General features: G+C 57.6%; 14 protein-coding genes. 10 read left to right on the top strand and 4 right to left on the bottom strand.

Annotated features, from left to right (window positions below; translation table 11 throughout):
* Window positions 1-65 precede the first annotated feature (65 nt).
* Window positions 66-1,481: an aminotransferase-like domain-containing protein gene (locus ACWPW2_RS01865; protein ID WP_454121449.1), complete on the top strand. Its 1,416-nt coding sequence runs from the start codon at window positions 66-68 to the stop codon at window positions 1,479-1,481.
* 2 nt (window positions 1,482-1,483) lie between these two features.
* Here ACWPW2_RS01865 and ACWPW2_RS01860 read toward each other — a convergent pair whose 3' ends face one another.
* Window positions 1,484-1,990 (bottom strand): C40 family peptidase, encoded by a 507-nt coding sequence (locus tag ACWPW2_RS01860; RefSeq protein WP_454121447.1) that lies wholly within the window; start codon window positions 1,988-1,990, stop codon window positions 1,484-1,486.
* A 178-nt stretch (window positions 1,991-2,168) separates the two neighbouring features.
* A complete protein-coding gene (locus ACWPW2_RS01855; protein ID WP_370277290.1) occupies window positions 2,169-2,861 on the bottom strand; it encodes a FliA/WhiG family RNA polymerase sigma factor in 693 nt (230 codons plus the stop codon).
* A 327-nt stretch (window positions 2,862-3,188) separates the two neighbouring features.
* On the opposite strand from ACWPW2_RS01855, the gene ACWPW2_RS01850 reads away from it, so the two are divergent.
* The 5 genes from ACWPW2_RS01850 (at window position 3,189) to murP (ending at window position 7,335) form a co-directional block, all read left to right on the top strand.
* Window positions 3,189-4,082 carry a winged helix-turn-helix domain-containing protein gene (locus ACWPW2_RS01850; RefSeq protein ID WP_454121445.1) on the top strand — a complete coding sequence of 298 codons (894 nt, stop codon included), beginning with the start codon at window positions 3,189-3,191 and terminating at the stop codon, window positions 4,080-4,082.
* Window positions 4,054-4,524, top strand: coding sequence for a hypothetical protein (locus ACWPW2_RS01845; RefSeq protein WP_454121444.1), 471 nt, complete (start codon window positions 4,054-4,056; stop codon window positions 4,522-4,524). The genes ACWPW2_RS01850 and ACWPW2_RS01845 overlap by 29 nt, the downstream gene beginning before the upstream one ends.
* A 94-nt stretch (window positions 4,525-4,618) precedes the next feature.
* A complete protein-coding gene (locus ACWPW2_RS01840; protein ID WP_454121443.1) occupies window positions 4,619-4,804 on the top strand; it encodes a flagellar biosynthesis anti-sigma factor FlgM in 186 nt (61 codons plus the stop codon).
* Between the two features lie 180 nt (window positions 4,805-4,984).
* Window positions 4,985-5,896, top strand: a complete 912-nt coding sequence (murQ, locus tag ACWPW2_RS01835) for an N-acetylmuramic acid 6-phosphate etherase (protein ID WP_454121441.1) — start codon at window positions 4,985-4,987, stop codon at window positions 5,894-5,896.
* Window positions 5,896-7,335 carry a PTS N-acetylmuramic acid transporter subunit IIBC gene (gene murP, locus ACWPW2_RS01830; RefSeq protein WP_429177286.1) on the top strand — a complete coding sequence of 480 codons (1,440 nt, stop codon included), beginning with the start codon at window positions 5,896-5,898 and terminating at the stop codon, window positions 7,333-7,335. Before murQ ends, murP begins: the two co-directional genes overlap by 1 nt.
* Window positions 7,336-7,369: 34 nt before the next feature.
* Here the strand turns inward: murP and foxA are convergent, their stop codons facing one another.
* Window positions 7,370-9,457 carry a ferrioxamine B receptor FoxA gene (gene foxA, locus ACWPW2_RS01825; protein WP_454121439.1) on the bottom strand — a complete coding sequence of 696 codons (2,088 nt, stop codon included), beginning with the start codon at window positions 9,455-9,457 and terminating at the stop codon, window positions 7,370-7,372.
* A 128-nt stretch (window positions 9,458-9,585) separates the two neighbouring features.
* Window positions 9,586-10,551 carry a helix-turn-helix transcriptional regulator gene (locus tag ACWPW2_RS01820; protein WP_454121438.1) on the bottom strand — a complete coding sequence of 322 codons (966 nt, stop codon included), beginning with the start codon at window positions 10,549-10,551 and terminating at the stop codon, window positions 9,586-9,588.
* Between the two features lie 454 nt (window positions 10,552-11,005).
* On the opposite strand from ACWPW2_RS01820, the gene ACWPW2_RS01815 reads away from it, so the two are divergent.
* From ACWPW2_RS01815 to ACWPW2_RS01800, 4 genes are all read left to right on the top strand, one after another.
* A complete protein-coding gene (locus ACWPW2_RS01815; RefSeq protein WP_124970067.1) occupies window positions 11,006-11,581 on the top strand; it encodes a TetR/AcrR family transcriptional regulator in 576 nt (191 codons plus the stop codon).
* A 123-nt stretch (window positions 11,582-11,704) separates the two neighbouring features.
* Window positions 11,705-12,826, top strand: a complete 1,122-nt coding sequence (locus ACWPW2_RS01810) for an efflux RND transporter periplasmic adaptor subunit (RefSeq protein ID WP_454121435.1) — start codon at window positions 11,705-11,707, stop codon at window positions 12,824-12,826.
* Window positions 12,826-15,933 carry an efflux RND transporter permease subunit gene (locus ACWPW2_RS01805; RefSeq protein ID WP_454121434.1) on the top strand — a complete coding sequence of 1,036 codons (3,108 nt, stop codon included), beginning with the start codon at window positions 12,826-12,828 and terminating at the stop codon, window positions 15,931-15,933. Before ACWPW2_RS01810 ends, ACWPW2_RS01805 begins: the two co-directional genes overlap by 1 nt.
* A 2-nt stretch (window positions 15,934-15,935) precedes the next feature.
* Window positions 15,936-17,300 (top strand): efflux transporter outer membrane subunit, encoded by a 1,365-nt coding sequence (locus tag ACWPW2_RS01800; RefSeq protein WP_454121432.1) that lies wholly within the window; start codon window positions 15,936-15,938, stop codon window positions 17,298-17,300.
* The last annotated feature ends 4 nt before the right edge of the window (window positions 17,301-17,304 follow it).

Below are 17,304 nucleotides of genomic sequence, written 5' to 3'. Positions count from 1 at the left end.
ACGCCGCTTTCTCGCCCGATCTGTACTGTTTTTCTCAACTGTATGGTGACTTTTTAGGATACAGCATGACCCGCTACCAACATCTGGCCACCTTGCTGGCAGAGCGCATTGAACACGGCTTATATCGCCACGGTGAAAAATTGCCTTCAGTGCGCAGCCTGAGCCAGGAGCATGGCGTCAGTATCAGCACCGTACAGCAGGCTTATCAGGTACTGGAGACGTTGCAGTTAATCACCCCGCAGCCGCGCTCCGGCTACTTTGTCGCGCCGCGCAAAGCCAAACCGCCGGTGCCAGCGATGTCGCGCCCGGTACAGCGCCCGGTTGACGTCACACAGTGGGATGAAGTGCTAACTCTGCTTGATGCGCGCACGGATAAAGAGATTGTCGCTTTCGGCGGCGGCGCACCGGACCTTAACCAGCCGACCCTCAAACCGCTGTGGAAAGAGATGAGCCGCATCGCGCAGCACCAGGTGATGGATGCACTCAGCTATGACCCCCTGCCCGGCCAGCAGGAACTGCGTGAACAGATCGCCCGCCTGATGCTTGATGGCGGCACGTCGTTAAATGCCGAAGAGATTGTTATCACCGCTGGCTGCCACCCGGCGCTGTCGCTGGCGCTGATGGCGGTCTGCGACCCGGGCGATATTGTCGCCGTCGAGTCGCCCTGCTTCTACGGCACCATGCAGCTGCTGCGCGGGCTGGATATCAAAGCGATTGAAATTCCGACCGATCCGGAAACCGGGATCAGCATTGAAGCGCTGGAGCTGGCGCTGGAGCAGTGGCCGATCAAAGGAGTGATCCTGGTGCCCAACTGCCAGAACCCGCTCGGGTTTGTGATGCCGGAAGCACGCAAAAAAGCGGCGCTGTCGCTGGCCCAGCGCCACGATATTGTCATTTTCGAAGATGATATTTATGGCGAGCTGGCCACCGATTATCCGCGCCCGAGCACCATCAAATCCTGTGATATTGATGGCCGCGTGCTGCTGTGCAGTTCACTGACCAAAACAGTGGCGCCGGGCCTGCGCATTGGCTGGATCGCGCCGGGGCGCTATCTGGATCGGGTGATCCATAAAAAATATGCCGCCATCGGCACCAACGTCCCTTCCACCCAACTGGCGGTGGCGGCGTTTATCCGTGACGGGCACTATCACCGCCATGTACGCCGGATGCGCCAGGTCTACCAGCAGCGGCTGGCGATCTACACCTGTTGGGTACGACAATATTTTCCATGCAATATCTGCGTAACGCGCCCACAGGGGGGATTTCTGCTGTGGGTCGAACTGCCGGAAAGCGTTGATATGGTCTGCGTTTCACGCCAGCTATGCCGGTTAAAAATCCAGATCGCACCCGGGTCGCTCTTCTCGGCTTCCGGCAAGTATCGCAACTGCCTGCGCCTCAACTGCGCTCTGCCGCCGGATGAAGAGAGACGGGAGGCAATCAAACAGCTGGGCGCGGCGATCCACCATGCGCTGGAGGAGTAGCCTCAGAGAATCGCCTCGTTAGTCAGAATACGCCGCGCGCCGAGGTAGTGATCCTGCCAGTAATCATTGGTCAGGTTACTGATACGGATCTTCAGCCCGCTGCGCGGTGCTTCGATAAAGGTATTGTTGCCAAGATAGACGCCAACGTGATCTGCCGGGCCGCGCGTTTTACTGCGAAAGAAGACCAGATCGCCGCGGCGAAGTTTTTGGCGGGCTACTTTTTTCAGCCCCTTATCCCTGAACATCGCACGGGTGGTGCGCGGCAGCTTTCGATCCAGCACTTTGTTATAGGCGTAGACCACCAGCCCGCTACAGTCGAACCCCCGCTGCGGTGAGACGCCGCCGCGCACGTAAGGTTTACCGAGCTGTTTCTCCAGACGGTTCATCACCGTAAGTAACGATGCACGAACGCGCGCTTTTCGCTGCGCCTGCTGATGCGCGGCAGTTGTCTGCGCATTCGTCTCAGACGCGGTTGATACTGGCGTCGCCGTACGCGAGGGGGTTTGCACACACCCGGTTGCCAGCGACAGCACAAGAAGAGTAAAAAAAAGCCCCAAAAACCCTCGGAGCAAGCTCCGACTGGGGGCGACGATGGATGACAAAATCACAGCTTTCACAAGAACAACACATTTAAACCAACGAGTTAAACGTAAGCACCGGCTACAGCCAGCACCGCGGATAGCGCGTTTATTGACGAGTAAACGCCTGAACCTTCTGGGCAATCACTTTATTAAGCTGGCAAACACGCGCTTCCGATACGCCGATCACCTGCGCAATCTCTTTCAGGCTCAGTTCATGCTGGTAATAGAGCGCGAGGATCAGCTGCTCACGCTTGTCGAGGCTGGCTACCGCGCTGCGTAACGTGTAGGCGGGAAGCAGTTCATCCTCGAGCTGGCGGCTATAGAGCGCGCTGGCGTGCAGATCGCTCTCCAGCAGGTTATCCAGGCTCTCCAGCGCACTGGCCGAGTGCAGCAGCAGATATTGCTGCCAGGCTTCCGGTGTCACCGACAGCCGTTCACTCAGCTCCTCAAAGCGCGGCTCATACCCCAACTCACGGGTGATCTCGCGGATGGCATCCGTCAGCTTATGCGTCTGTTGACGCAGCCTGCGCGGCCGCCAGTCCTGCTGGCGTAACTCATCCAGCACCGCGCCGCGAATACGCTGAATGGCGTAACCGGCAAACTGCGCGTCCGGCGGGCCATAGCGGCGCAGCGAGGCCAGCAACCCCATCAGGGCAATCTGCCGCATATCCTCTTTGCTCATTACGCTGCTGGTCTGCCAGCTGAACTGTTTGACGACTTTATGTACCAGCGGCAAATAATCACTGATATAACGCGCTTCATCAGCGGGATTTAAGGTTTTTGCGGCAGTTAAATTCATCATTTACATTACGTATGAGGAACAGCGGATAAAACAATTAATAAAAAGTTTCGGCAACACCTAATTAACAAAATGAGAAGAGAAGTAGCGAATAACTCACAAAAGCGCTCCTCAACGGCGTCAAACAATACACCACAAAGGCGTTTTTTAATCCTTTGAAAAGCGGCAACTAATGAAATCACATGTAATTTACCCTTAGCCTTCCGTATTATTAACGCCACAAACCGGTGAACTACGAATATTTATTCTGTTATTTATCCGATTCAGCCGACGACATTATTTCTTGTGATATGCCTCTGCCGGATTGGCCTCAATCGTTAACCTTTTATGAATAAAACCAATTGCACCGTGAATAACTGGGTCATCGTTCCCGCCTCAGGCGCGATCCACCATGTGGTGACCGGCGAGGAGAGACGGTTGGGAACGCACCCGCTCAGACTGCTGGCTGTTTTGCAGCAACACCCCGGCGAGATCCTCTCCCATGAGGCGTTGACTGCGCAGGTGTGGGAAGATCGCGCAGTCAGCAGCCATAGTCTGCCCAACGCTATTCACACGCTGCGTACCGCCCTGGCGGATAACGGCAAGCAGCAGCGAATTATTCGCACCATCCCGAAACAGGGCTACGTGCTGGAGGCAAAATATTGCCGCCCTCTGGTCAGTGGGCCGCCGCCAGACCCGCGCTCTGTAACGCCTGAAATCGATATTCCCCCGCAGGAGACGCCACCTGCCGCGCCTGCGTTACCCGCACCAACCCGGCAACAGACGCCTGTTGCTGCACAACCTTTTCCCTATATAAAGGCCCTGCTTATTATGCTGATCTTTATATTCAGCACTCTCTGTAGCGGCTATCTGGCGCTCACCTGTAACAACAAAATAGTGGCAAAAGAGGTGGCGAAAAATATCTACAGCCATCTGCGTATTTTTGCACTTCTGGCACCGGGCGAGAGAATGAAAGAGCCGACGGCTATTTATGATCGATTAAAAGAGAGCTATACCCGGCTTAATCAGCAGGCAAAGCAGAAGGCGCTGCGTATTGCTATTTACTATCGAAGCCAGAACCAAACTCTGAATTATACCTTCCGCATACATACTCCCTGCGAGCAGCGGGTACTGGTGATGCAAATTGACCACTGGCGCTCCGACACGGCGTTATTAAATAAGCTGATCATGAGTGAGACACGGAGAAAAATGGATGAGATGGCACTTTGTCACCGCCAATAAACAGTCGCTATTACTGCTTGCCGTCACTCTGGCGGCGCTGGCCTGCGGCATCGTTTTTCAGCGCGAACAGCGCGCCCTTTATCAGACGGGGGAGATCGTACAGCAGGTGGGGTTTTATGATTTGATGCTGCACCAACAGGAGATCTACGATTCGCGCATCAGCACGGCGGGCAATATTATTGTCAGCACGCTCAGCAACCCGCACGATGCGGCCTTTATGCTCAAAAGTAACTTTGTCCACACGCGCCAGCGCTATGGTAAACACTATTTTGCCTACGCGCCGGTGCTGTTCAACCCGGCAAAAGGTAACCGCATGGTGACCAACAATGTTGATCTGCTGACCTATTCAGAGAACGCCATGCAGCAGATTGCACCCGACGGTGTGCCGCTGGTCTGTCAGCAAAATGGCATGATTCTTCGCTATCAGCTGGAGCGGGATTAAGCAAAAACCCAGGGATTAAGTTTGCGGCGACGGTGGTCGTTTTAGGTAGCCAGATAGCCGCCAAACGTTAACCGCCCTCTGTGAGACGCACATCATGACAGCGCCCCCATTTTCTGACGCGACCCTCTTTTTACTTAATCAGGCGCAGGCCGACCTTGATCAATTGCCGGAGGTTGACCAGCCTAAGATCGAACGCCTTCGCGCAGCGCTTAACGCTGGCGAACTTGAGCACGATCCGGATGCGCTGGTGCAGGCCATTTTCACTTTTCATCAGCGCTGACGCGCCGCTTAATGATGACTTATGCGCAGCATGAGCAGCGTCACACTCTCGTTTCGCGCCCCGTGTAAGAATAAATTATTCTTAAATCGATAGTTATGAATAATATATTATTCCTTTTTCGGTTGCCGGGGCCGCGCAGCGGCAGGCAGAAAGTCATAACGCAGAGTGAAGTGAGACGTGATGAACATTGATCTATCCACATTGACGACCGAAGGCCGCAACAGCGCCAGTGCCAATATCGACATGCTTGATACCGAGGCGATGTTACGGGTGATTAACCGTGAGGATCAGAAGGTCGCGCTGGCGGTTGAGCAGGTGATCCCGGCGATTACGCAGGCGGTCGATGCGATTGTCAGCGCCTTTAAAAAGGGCGGACGTCTGATTTACTGCGGCGCGGGCACTTCCGGGCGTTTAGGCATTCTGGATGCCAGCGAATGCCCGCCCACTTACGGCACGCCACGTGAGCAGGTTGTCGGCCTCATTGCCGGCGGCCATCGCGCCATTTTGCAGGCGGTGGAGAATGCCGAAGATAGCCTGACGCTCGGCGTCGACGATCTTAAATCCCTCAATTTCAATGCCAATGACGTGCTGGTCGGCATCGCCGCCAGCGGGCGCACGCCCTATGTGATTGCCGCCATGGAGTACGTCAAAAGCCTGCACGCCACCACCATATCGCTGACCTGCAACGCCGGTAGCCCGATGACGCAGATTGCCGATATCGCCATTACGCCGGTGGTCGGCGCAGAAGTGGTTACCGGCTCCTCACGCATGAAAGCGGGCACGGCGCAAAAACTGGTGCTCAATATGCTCACCACCGGGGCGATGATCCGCAGCGGCAAAGTCTACGGCAACTTGATGGTGGACGTGGAAGCGACGAACCAGAAGCTGGTGCAGCGCCAGGTCAACATTGTGATGGAAGCCACCGGTTGCGACAGCGATGAGGCGAAGCATGCGCTACAGGCCAGCAACGGCCACTGTAAAACCGCCATCCTGATGGTGCTGGCGCAGGTTGACGCCGAAGAGGCCGTGCGTTTGCTCGCGGATAACGGCGGGTTTATTCGCCAGGCGCTGGCCCACGCAGGAGTGAAGTGATGGCCAAAATCACGCCGGAACTGATCGCCTCCATCCTGCAACGGGTCGGTGGCGAAGCAAATATCAAAAGCTGCGGCAACTGCATGACGCGCTTGCGCCTGGCGCTGCATGACGATGCGCTTGTCGACAAGGCCGGGCTACAGGCATTGCCGGGCGTACTCGGCGTGGTAAACAGCGACGATCAGTTGCAAATCATCGTTGGCCCCGGCAAAGCGCAAACCGCGGCTGAGATGATGAGTCTCTTAATCAGCCGTGACAATGCGCCCGCAGAATCGGCCTCGCTTAAAGAGGTCGCCCGCGACACCAAACAGCAGATGAAGGCGAAGCAGACCAGCGGCCTGCATCAGTTTCTGGCGAAATTCGCCACCATTTTCACACCGCTTATCCCCGGCTTTATCGCCGCCGGGATGCTGCTCGGCTTCGCCACGCTGATTGAGCAGAGCCTGCTGGTTGGCGCGCAGGATAAGAGCAGCGCGCTCGCGCACGTCGTCGGTTATATGAAAGTGTTCGGCAAAGGGTTGTTCACCTTCCTGCCAATCCTGATCGGCTACAATGCGCAAAAAGCCTTTGGCGGCAGCGGCGTCAACGGCGCAATTATCGCCGCGCTGTTTGTGCTCGGCTACGATGCGAAAGCGACGGTCGGCTACTTCTCCGGGATCGATAACTTCTTCGGCATGAGCATCGATCCGCGCGGCAATATTATCGGCGTGCTGATCGCCACGATCCTCGGCGCATGGATCGAGCGGCAGATCCGCCGGTTTGTGCCTGACAATCTCGATATGATCCTCACCTCGCTGCTGACGCTGCTGATCACCGGCGCGCTCACCTTCACATTGATCATGCCGATCGGCGGCGAGCTGTTTAAAGGGATGTCGTGGCTGTTTCTGCACCTGAACGGCAACCCGTTTGGCTGCGCGGTACTGGCAGGCCTGTTCCTGATTGCGGTGGTGTTTGGCGTGCATCAGGGCTTTATTCCGGTCTACTTCGCCCTGATGGATGCGCAGGGTTTCAACTCGCTCTTTCCGATTCTGGCGATGGCGGGCGGCGGCCAGGTGGGCGCAGCGCTGGCGCTTTACTTCCGCGCGGCGCGTGAATCGACGATCCGCAACCAGATCCGCGGGGCGATCATTCCCGGCCTGCTCGGCGTTGGCGAACCGCTGATCTACGCTGTGACCCTGCCGCGCGTCAAACCCTTTGTTACCGCCTGTATTGGCGGTGCCTGCGGCGGATTTTTTATGGGTGCGGTGGCGTGGCTTGGCTTACCGGTCGGGTTGAATACGGTGTTTGGCCCTTCCGGGCTGGTGGCGTTGCCGCTGATGACGTCCGATCACGGCATCTATGCCGGGATGGCGGTCTATGCGGCGGGCGTGGTGGTGGCCTATCTCGGCGGGTTTATCGTCACCTGGCTCTTCGGCCATAAAGGCGTCGATCTCAGCTAAGAAAAAACCCGGCGCAGCGGCCGGGTTTTTCACATCAGAATGCGTAAGAGAGGCTGCCGACGATGCTGCGCTCGGCGCCAAAGTAGCAGTAATTAGCAGAGTTACACGAGGCGACATAGCGCTTGTCGGTGAGGTTATTCACGTTCACCTGCGCGCTCAGCCCTTTCAGCCCGACATTCGACAGATCGTAGCCGACGGCCAGATCCACCAGCGTGTAGGAGGGCAGCGTGTGGGTATTCTCACGATCGGAGGTGATGCCGTTAACATACCGCACGCCGGAACCGAGAGTCAGGCCATTTAGCGCACCCGCTTTCACGTCATAGCTCAGCCAGGCGCTGGCCTGGTTACGCGGGGCGTAAACCGCGCGTTTCCCCTGCTCCTCGGGGCTGCTTTTCTTATAACGAATGTCGTTATAGGTGTAAGCCGCCTGTAAGCGCAGGTTATCCGTCAGCTGACCCACCGCTTCCAGCTCCACCCCTTCCGATTCAATCTCGCCGATAGCGCGGTAGGGATCGGTCGGCTCCACTTTGGTGGCGATATTGTTCTGGTTGATGCGGTAGACCGAGGCGCTGTACATGGTCTGCGACCCCTCCGGCTGGAACTTCAGCCCCGCTTCCCACTGCTTGCCCTTCATCGGTTGCAGGATCTTGCCGTTCTCATCGGTAAAGCTGGTCGGCGTAAAAGCTGTCGAATAGCTGACGTAGGGCGCAAATCCGCTGTCGAAGAGGTACATCAGCGCCGCACGGCTGCTGATATGATCTTTCTCCAGCGTATCGTGAGTGTCACCGATCTTATTGCTGTTGGTGATCTTCACCTGATCGTGACGGCCGCCAAGGGTCAGACGCCAGCGATCGAGTGACATCTGATCCTGCACATAGATCCCGGTCTGCTCAAGCTTATGCTTTTCGCGGCCATACACGGAAATTGAGAGCGGATCGGCACCGTAGATCGGGTTAAAGGCATCGATCGCCGGGAAGCTGCCATAGGACGAGGTGACATTATTATTGCGATGCTGATAATCGACGCCCACCAGCAGACGGTGGTTAATGGCACCGGTATCGACGCTGCCATCAAGCTGGTTATCCAGCGTCACCGCCGAGAGGGACTCATCCGAGCCGGAGTAACCGCGGTTCAGCTCGGTCTCATTCAGCCAGCCCGAGGCATAAACCTGATTGAGATCGACTTTGGTACGCAGATAGCGCAGCTTCTGGCGCACCGACCAGCCGCTCTCAAACATATGCTCAAAGTTATAGCCGACCATATTTTCACGGCGTTTGTACTTGTCGTACTGATCTTCGCCCTCAAAGAAGGTGTTGGAGATTTTGCCCCCGGCGTGCGGCACCACGGTGCCTTCATAGGGCAGGCCAGAGTGGCTGCCGCCTTCCGGATCGCGATGCAGATAGGCCATCACATCGAGGCGCGTGCTGTCGGTAATACGCCAGGTGACGCTCGGCGCGATGGCGTAACGCTGCTCTTTCAGGTGATCAAACTGGGAGTCGGCATAGCGGGTCATACCGGTTAAACGCACCGCCACGCGATCGTTATCATCCACCGGCCCGGTCACATCAAACGCCGCGCCGCGCTGGTTGTTATTGCCCGCGAAGAGTTTCACTTCACCGCCCGGATCGAACGACGGTTTGCGCGAGTTCAGCGCCACAATGCCGCCCGGCGACGAGCGGCCATAGAGCACGGATGCCGGGCCGCGCACCACTTCCACGCTGTCTAAAAACCACGGGTCGATCACCAGCGAGCTATGGGAGTTGGTATCGCCCATCATCTTCAGGCCGTCGAGATAGACGTTATCGAGGCTGCCGTCGGAAAAGCCGCGCAGCACGATGTAATCAAAGCGGTTAGAAGCACCGATTTGGTTGCTGTAGACGCCCGGTGTGTAGCTGACGGCCTGGCGCACGCTGGTTGCGCCCTGCTCTTCATACTGCTGGCGCGTGACGATCGAGACCGCCTGCGGCGTTTCGATATCCGGCGTCTCCAGCTTGGTCGCGCCGCTCTGCACCTGCGACGTTACCACCACGGTATCTTTAGCGTTTTCCTGCGCCAGCGCCGAAACGCTCATCCCACCGGTTATGCAGCCAATCATCAATGCCAGTCGCGTTTTTGCGAACATGAAACTCTCCAGAAGCGGTTATTATTGTAAATAAGAATTATTACCCTTTTGGATTCGCCAATAGCTATGCGCAATGACAATTCACATATGCGCGGTGACAAAATGGCGCGCAGGGCGAGAGAAAAGGTCTACGGGGAGGCGATCGGCTGGCGCGCTTCACTCGGCGCAATGCCATACCGGCGGCGAAAGGCGGTAGAAAAGTTGGTGGCGTGTTGATAGCCCGACATCCAGGCCGCCTGCTGCACGCTGTAACCTTGTACGAGGTAGCGCCGCGCCAGCGCGAGGCGGCAGTCGCGCAGATAGTCAAACACCGAGTGGCCATACGCCTGGCGGAACTTCACCCGCAGGCTGCTGGTGCTCATCGCCGCCAGCTGCGCCAGCGAATTCAGGGTGTACTCTTTTTCCGGCTGCTGCTCGAGCAAACGGCGCACCGACTCAAGCCGCTGCCCCTCACCGCCGCAGGCGCGCGTACAGCGCTCAACGCCCGCCATCCGCTGTGACAGCGCGTGCCCGACCAGTTGCAGCATTACCCCTTCGAGGATCAGTTCGCGCGACAGTGCGGGCAGCGTTGATAGCTGGCTCTGTTGTAAGCCGGAGAGCAGAAACTCGGGCACCTGCCATAAAAAGGTTGGCGCGCCGTGGGATTCCCACTGCTCCAGCAGTGCGGTAAGCAGCGGCGAGCGCTGGCAGCTGGCCGGATCGACGCCGAGCGACAGCGTGCGCAGGGAGTTATCCGCCAGATGACGGGCGTTCATCACCTGCTGCTCGCTCAGGCGCGACGTAAAGGCCATGCCGGAACGGACGATAAACTCCTCGCCGTTAAGGCGCAGCATTACGCTGCCTTCAAGCACCACCAGCATATAGAGCGGGCAGCTGTGCAGGGAGGTGGTTTCATAGGGTTGCAGAACGCGAATGTCGGAGCGGGTCAGGTTCAGGCCGCTGGAGAAGCGCATCTCCTGCACATCGCCCTGAATCACGATGCGCCGCTCTTCGCTCAGCGAGCGGCAGGAAGCCAGCGCCGGAAAGCGGTAATCGATGCCGTAGCGCTCGCCAAAGCCGATAAAATCTTCAACGGAAAAGTCTCTTTTTTGCATAACCGGCAGCCGTTCGTTCTCGGTCAAACCCAGGCCCCACGCCGGGCGAAACGGCTTACACCTTACCATCCGCACCCGGCTGCTTCAATGCTATTGAGAACGATTCTCATAAAACAGGTAAGAGGGCGTTGCGGGCATCATGGGCAAGAATTGCTCACCCTGTCGGCCTATAACGTCAAATAAGAGTGCCTCCTTTATATCGGGCAATATCACTCTGCCGGGACCCGTTTTATCTCTTTGCAACCTCTCACATTGCCATCACATTAGCTCCGCACTTTCACGCTAATATATCCCTCAATCTTTCCTGCTTATTTTTTCTTTATTTCTCCACATTATGAAATTTCGTAAAACGGACCTATTTATAAATAAAATATTTACCCAAACAACATAATTTCAATTAATGTACTGCGTAATGAGAATGTTCATTCTCATACTTATTTAACCGGGGGTCGCGATGTCGCAAAAAGCACTACAGGAGCAACGCCATCAGCAGCGTAAAGACGAGATCATTGCGGCTGCCCGGCGGCGTTTTCGCATCAGTGGCTTTCATGCCGCCAGCATGTCGCAAATCGCCCTCGAAGCGCAGCTGAGCGTCGGTCAGATTTACCGCTACTTCATCAATAAAGACGCCATTATTGAAGAGATGATTTGCCGCATTATCGACTACCGCATCGCCGAAATGGAGAGCAAAGCCGAGACTACGCATCTACCGGAAATGCTGGCCTGGCGGCACACGCTCAGCCCGGATGACGATGCGTTAATGCTGGAGATGTCCGCGGAAGCGACGCGCAACCCGCAGGTGCAGGCGATGATGATTGAAGCCGATGCCCGCATGTTCAATACCGCCTGCCAGCACTTGCACAACAGCCACCCTCACCTGTCGCAAGAGCGCATACGGTGCTGCGTGGAATTATTGGCAGTGTTAATGGAAGGCAGCACATTTCGCCGCCTGACGCCGCAAAAATGCGACCCGGCACAATTACAGCAGCTCTATCAGGAAATTACCGCGATGTTATTTGCGAAGAAATAAGAAGCCGTAGATGAAAAAGAGCCGGCGATATTTTTAGGGCCGCAGAAATAACGTATTCACTCGCCTGCGCCACACTCCTGTTAATCAAAACGGGCAGGCTTCGCTCATGCCAGGAAAACTGAAATGAAGTTAATAAAAACAACCCTGTTGGCCGCGATCGCTCTTGTCGGTTGCGATAACGCCACGCCACCTGCACAACACCCGCCCCAGGAAGTGGGAATTGTCACCTTAAAAAGCCAGCCGCTGGACGTTACCAGTCAGCTTACCGGGCGCATATCCGCCGCGCAGTCGGCAGAGGTTCGCCCTCAGGTGGGCGGCATCATTCAAAAACGGCTCTTTACGGAGGGCGATACGGTAAAGGCCGGGCAGGCGCTTTACCAGATCGACCCTTCCAGCTATCGCGCCGCCTTTGATGAAGCCAGCGCCGCACTAAAACAGGCGCAGGCGCTGGTCGTTTCCGACTGCCAGAAAGCCACGCGCTATGCGCAACTGGTGAAAGAGGAGGGTGTTTCGCGCCAGGATGCGGAGGATGCGCAATCCACCTGCGCGCAGGACAGAGCCAGCGTAGCGTCGAAAAAAGCCGCGCTGGAGAGTGCGCGCATCAATCTCAACTGGACCACTATTACCGCACCGATTGCCGGGCGCATCGGTATCTCCTCCGTCACGCCCGGCGCGCTGGTGACGGCTGAGCAAACCACCGCGCTTGCCACGATTCGAGGGCTGGAGAGCATGTATGTTGATCTCACGCGATCCAGCGTTGATCTCCTGCGCCTGCGCAAGCAAGCGCTTACCAGCGACGGCAATACGCTGGGGGTGATGTTAACGCTTGAAGATGGCAGCACCTACAGCGAAAAAGGCCGCCTGGCGCTGACGGAAGTCGCCGTTGATGAGTCCACCGGATCCGTTACGTTACGCGCGGTCTTCCCGAACCCGCAGCACCAGCTGTTACCGGGGATGTTTGTCCGCGCGCGCGTCGATGAAGGGGTAATGGCTGATGCCATTCTCGCGCCGCAGCAGGGAATTACGCGCGATGCAAAAGGCAATGCCGTCGCGCTGGTAGTAAACGCGCAGAACAAAGTGGAGCAGCGCACGGTTGAAACCGGCGACACTTACGGCGACAAATGGCTGGTGGTAAAAGGCCTCACCAGCGGCGATAAGCTTATTGTCGAAGGCGCTGACAAAGTAAGCGCTGGCGCAACGGTGAAAGCGGTGCAGGTGCAGGAAGCCGACGGAGGGAAAGCCTGATGTTCTCGCGCTTTTTTGTCCGCCGCCCGGTCTTTGCCTGGGTTATCGCCATTCTTATCATGATGGCCGGTATTCTGGCGATCCGCTCGCTGCCTGTTGCCCAGTACCCGGATGTCGCTCCACCTGCTGTCAAGATCACCGCCACCTATACCGGCGCATCGGCGCAGACGCTGGAAAACAGCGTCACCCAGGTGATTGAACAACAGCTCACCGGGCTGGATAACCTGCTCTACTTCACCTCCACCAGCAGCTCCGACGGCCAGGCGACCATCACCGTCACGTTTGAGCAGGGCACTGACCCGGATACCGCGCAGGTTCAGGTGCAGAATAAAGTCCAGCAGGCAGAGTCGCGCCTGCCAACGGAAGTCACGCAATCGGGCGTCACGGTAGTGAAATCCCAAAGCAACTTCTTGTTGATCATGGGCTTATACGATAAGACCGACCGCGCCAGCAGCTCCGACATTGCCGACTGGCTGGTGAGCAACATGCAGGATTCGCTGGCGCGCGTAAACGGTGTCGGCAGCCTGCAAGTCTTCGGCGGTGAATACGCGATGCGTATCTGGCTGGATGCAGACAAGCTCAAATCCTTCTCGCTGATGCCGTCTGATGTGCAATCGGCCATCGAAGCGCAGAACATCCAGGTCTCCGCCGGTAAAATCGGCGCCCTGCCCGCGTCCGATAAACAGCAGTTAACCGCCACCGTGCGCGCCCAGTCGCGCCTGCAAACCGTGGCACAATTTCGCGACATCATCGTCAAAAGCGAAACGGACGGAGCCGTGGTGCGCGTTAAGGATGTGGCACGCGTGGAGATGGGCAGCGAAGACTACAGCGCTCAGGCAAAGCTGAACGGCCACCCGGCGGCGGGCCTGGCGGTGATGCTGGCACCCGGCGCGAATGCGCTGGACACCGCCACGCTGGTCAAAAACAAGATCAATGAGTACCGCAATAACATGCCGCAGGGCTACGACGTGGCCTACCCGAAAGACAGCACCGATTTTATTAAGATCTCCATTGAAGATGTGGTGAAGACGCTGATTGAAGCCATCATCCTGGTGGTCTGCGTCATGTACTTGTTTTTGCAAAATATCCGCGCGACGCTGATCCCGGCACTGGCGGTGCCGGTGGTGCTGCTCGGCACCTTCGGCGTGCTGGCGCTGTTTGGTTACTCCATCAATACCTTAACGCTGTTTGCCATGGTGCTGGCGATAGGGCTTTTAGTCGATGATGCGATTGTGGTGGTGGAAAACGTCGAGCGCATAATGCGCGACGAAGGCCTGCCTGCCCGCGAAGCAACGGAGAAATCGATGGGCGAAATCTCCGGCGCGCTGGTGGCCATCGCGCTGGTGTTGTCTGCCGTATTTCTGCCAATGGCCTTCTTTGGCGGCTCGACCGGGGTCATTTACCGGCAGTTCTCCGTCACCATTATTTCAGCGATGGTGCTCTCGGTGGTGGTCGCGCTGACGCTCACCCCGGCTCTGTGCGGCGCAGTATTAAAACATAGCGCGCCCCATAAAAAGGGCTTCTTCGGCGCCTTTAACCGCTTTTACAACAACACGGAACAGAAATATCAGCATGGCGTAGTGCGGGTACTGCGCCGCGCGCTATCCGTGCTGGGAATCTATGCCGTGCTGTGTGGCGCGATGGCGCTGGTGATGTGGCGCTTGCCGGGCAGTTTCCTGCCGACGGAGGATCAGGGTTCGATTATGGTGCAGTTCACCCTGCCCGCCGGGGCCACGGCAACGCGTACCGATGCGGTGGCGAAAAAGGTCACGGAGTGGTTCCTCAACAATGAAAAATCCAATACCGATGCCATTTTTACCGTTACCGGTTTTAGCTTTAGCGGCAGCGGGCAGAACGCAGGGATGGCCTTCGTCTCGTTGAAAAACTGGTCTGAACGCGACGGTGCGCAGAACACCGCCCAGGCGATTGCCCAGCGCGCCAGCCAGCAGTTAGCCACCATCCGCGATGCCACCATCTTCGCGATGACGCCACCGTCGGTTGATGGCCTCGGCCAGAGCAACGGTTTCACCTTTGAGCTGCTTGCCAGCGGCAGCACCGATCGCGATCGGCTCCTCACGCTGCGTAACCAGTTGCTGGCCAATGCCAATCAGCGTGCTGAGTTGCAGGCGGTTCGCGCCAACGATCTGCCGCAGATGCCGCAGTTGCAGGTCGATATCGACAGCAACAAAGCCGTGGCGCAGGGGCTCTCCCTGAGCGATGTGAGTGATACGCTCTCCAGCGCCTGGGGCGGCACCTACGTTAATGACTTTACCGATCGCGGCCGGGTGAAAAAGGTCTATATCCAGGGCGATAGCGACTTCCGCGCGTCCCCTTCCGACCTGCAAAAATGGTACGTGCGCGGCAGCGATAACAGCATGACGCCGTTTTCAGCCTTTGCCACCACCCGCTGGGAGTATGGCCCGGAGAGCCTGGTGCGTTACAACGGTTCGGCGGCGTATGAGATTCAGGGCGAGAATGCCAGCGGCTTTAGCTCCGGCGCGGCAATGACCGAAATGGAACACCTCGCCGACAATCTGCCCGCGGGTACCACCTGGGCGTGGAGCGGCCTGTCATTGCAGGAGAAGCTCGCCAGCGGCCAGGCGATGAGCCTCTACGCCATCTCCATCATGGTGGTGTTTTTGTGCCTTGCCGCGCTGTATGAGAGCTGGTCGGTGCCGATCTCGGTGATTTTAGTCATCCCGCTCGGCCTGCTCGGCGCGGCGCTGGCGGCATGGATGCGCGGGCTAAGCAACGACGTTTACTTCCAGGTCGCGCTGCTCACCACCATCGGTTTGTCGTCGAAAAACGCCATTTTGATTGTTGAATTCGCCGAAGCCGCGGTTCAGGAGGGACAGTCACTCTCCCGCGCGGCCCTGCGCGCTGCGCGTACCCGCCTGCGCCCAATCATGATGACCTCGCTGGCGTTTATAGCCGGGGTTGCGCCACTGGCGATTGCCACCGGGGCCGGGGCCAACAGCCGCATCGCCATCGGTACCGGCATTATCGGCGGTACGCTGACGGCAACACTGCTGGCGATTTTCTTTGTTCCCCTTTTCTTTGTGCTGGTGAAAAAACTCGTCACCGGTAAACGCGCGCGTCAGGAGTAATTATGTTGCGTATAAGTGTTCTGTTTCTTGCCCTGCTGAGCGCTGGCTGTGTCTCCCTCGATCCGACTTATCAGCGCCCGCAGGCTCCGGTTCCGGCAACCTTGCCGGGCAGCAGCGGCCAGGCGCAGGCCGTCGCCACAGAGTGGCAGCAGATTGTGAATGATGGTCGCCTCAAACAGGTGGTCAGCAATACGCTGACGCAAAACCGTGATGTTCAAAAAGCGATTGCCGATATCGACACGGCGCGGGCGCTGTACGCTGAAGATCGCGCCGCGCTCTTCCCGGCGGTCAATGCCGAATTGAGCAACACCCGTAGCCGCACCGTGGCGGGCGGGTTAACCAGCAGCGCGGAAGCCGACGGCGCGGTCTCCAGCTTTGAACTCGATCTCTTTGGCCGCAATCAGAGCCTCGCCCGCGCCGAGCGCGAAACCTGGCTTGCCAGTGAATATACCGCGCAAAATACCCGGCTAAGCCTGGTGGGGGAAATCACTACCGCCTGGGTGACGCTGGCGGCAGATAACAGCAACCTTGCCCTCGCCAGGCAGACGATGGAGAGCGCGCAAAATTCGCTGAACATTGCCAAACGCAGGCAGGCGATCGGCGTCGCGGCCGCAGGGGATACCGCGCAAGCGATGGCGGTATTTCAGCAGGCGCGCGCCAGCGTTGCCAGCTATCAGACGCAAGTGATGCAGGATAAAAACGCGCTCAATCTGCTGGCGGGCGACACGGTGCCGGAAGCGCTGTTGCCGGGTACGCTGGAGAGCCTGGCGGATAACAGCATTACGCTGACCCCGGCGGGCGTCTCCTCCTCCGTGCTGCTGCGCCGCCCCGATATTCAGGAAGCGGAGCATAATCTGAAGAGCGCGAATGCCAATATCGGCGCCGCGCGGGCAAACTTCTTCCCGACCATTTCACTCACTGCCAGCGCGGGCGTTGGCAGCAGCTCACTTTCGTCCCTCTTCAGCCATGGCATGAAGGTGTGGTCATTTGCGCCGTCCATCACGCTGCCGCTCTTTACCGGCGGGAAAAATATGGCGCAATTGCGCTACGCCGAGGCGGAGAAAAAGGGGCTGATTGCCACCTATGAGAAGACGATTCAGAGCGCGTTTAAAGATGTTGCCGATGCGCTGGCGCGCCGCGAAACGCTCACCGAGCAGCTGGATGCTCAGCGTGAATATGTGGCAGCCGAGCAAAAAGCGCTGGATATCGCCCAGCGCCAGTACAAAGCGGGAACCGGTGATTATCTCTCGGTTCTGACAGCCCAGCGCTCGCTCTGGTCGGCGCAGGAGTCATTGATTTCACTGCAACAAACCGACCTGCAAAACCGCATCACGCTCTGGCAATCCCTCGGCGGCGGCGTCAGTTGATCCT

The sequence above is a fragment of the Kosakonia sp. Marseille-Q7440 genome, from assembly GCF_965119485.1.
The sequence above is the reverse complement of the archived record's forward strand: the minus strand, read 5'-3'. Positions and strand labels throughout refer to the sequence as shown.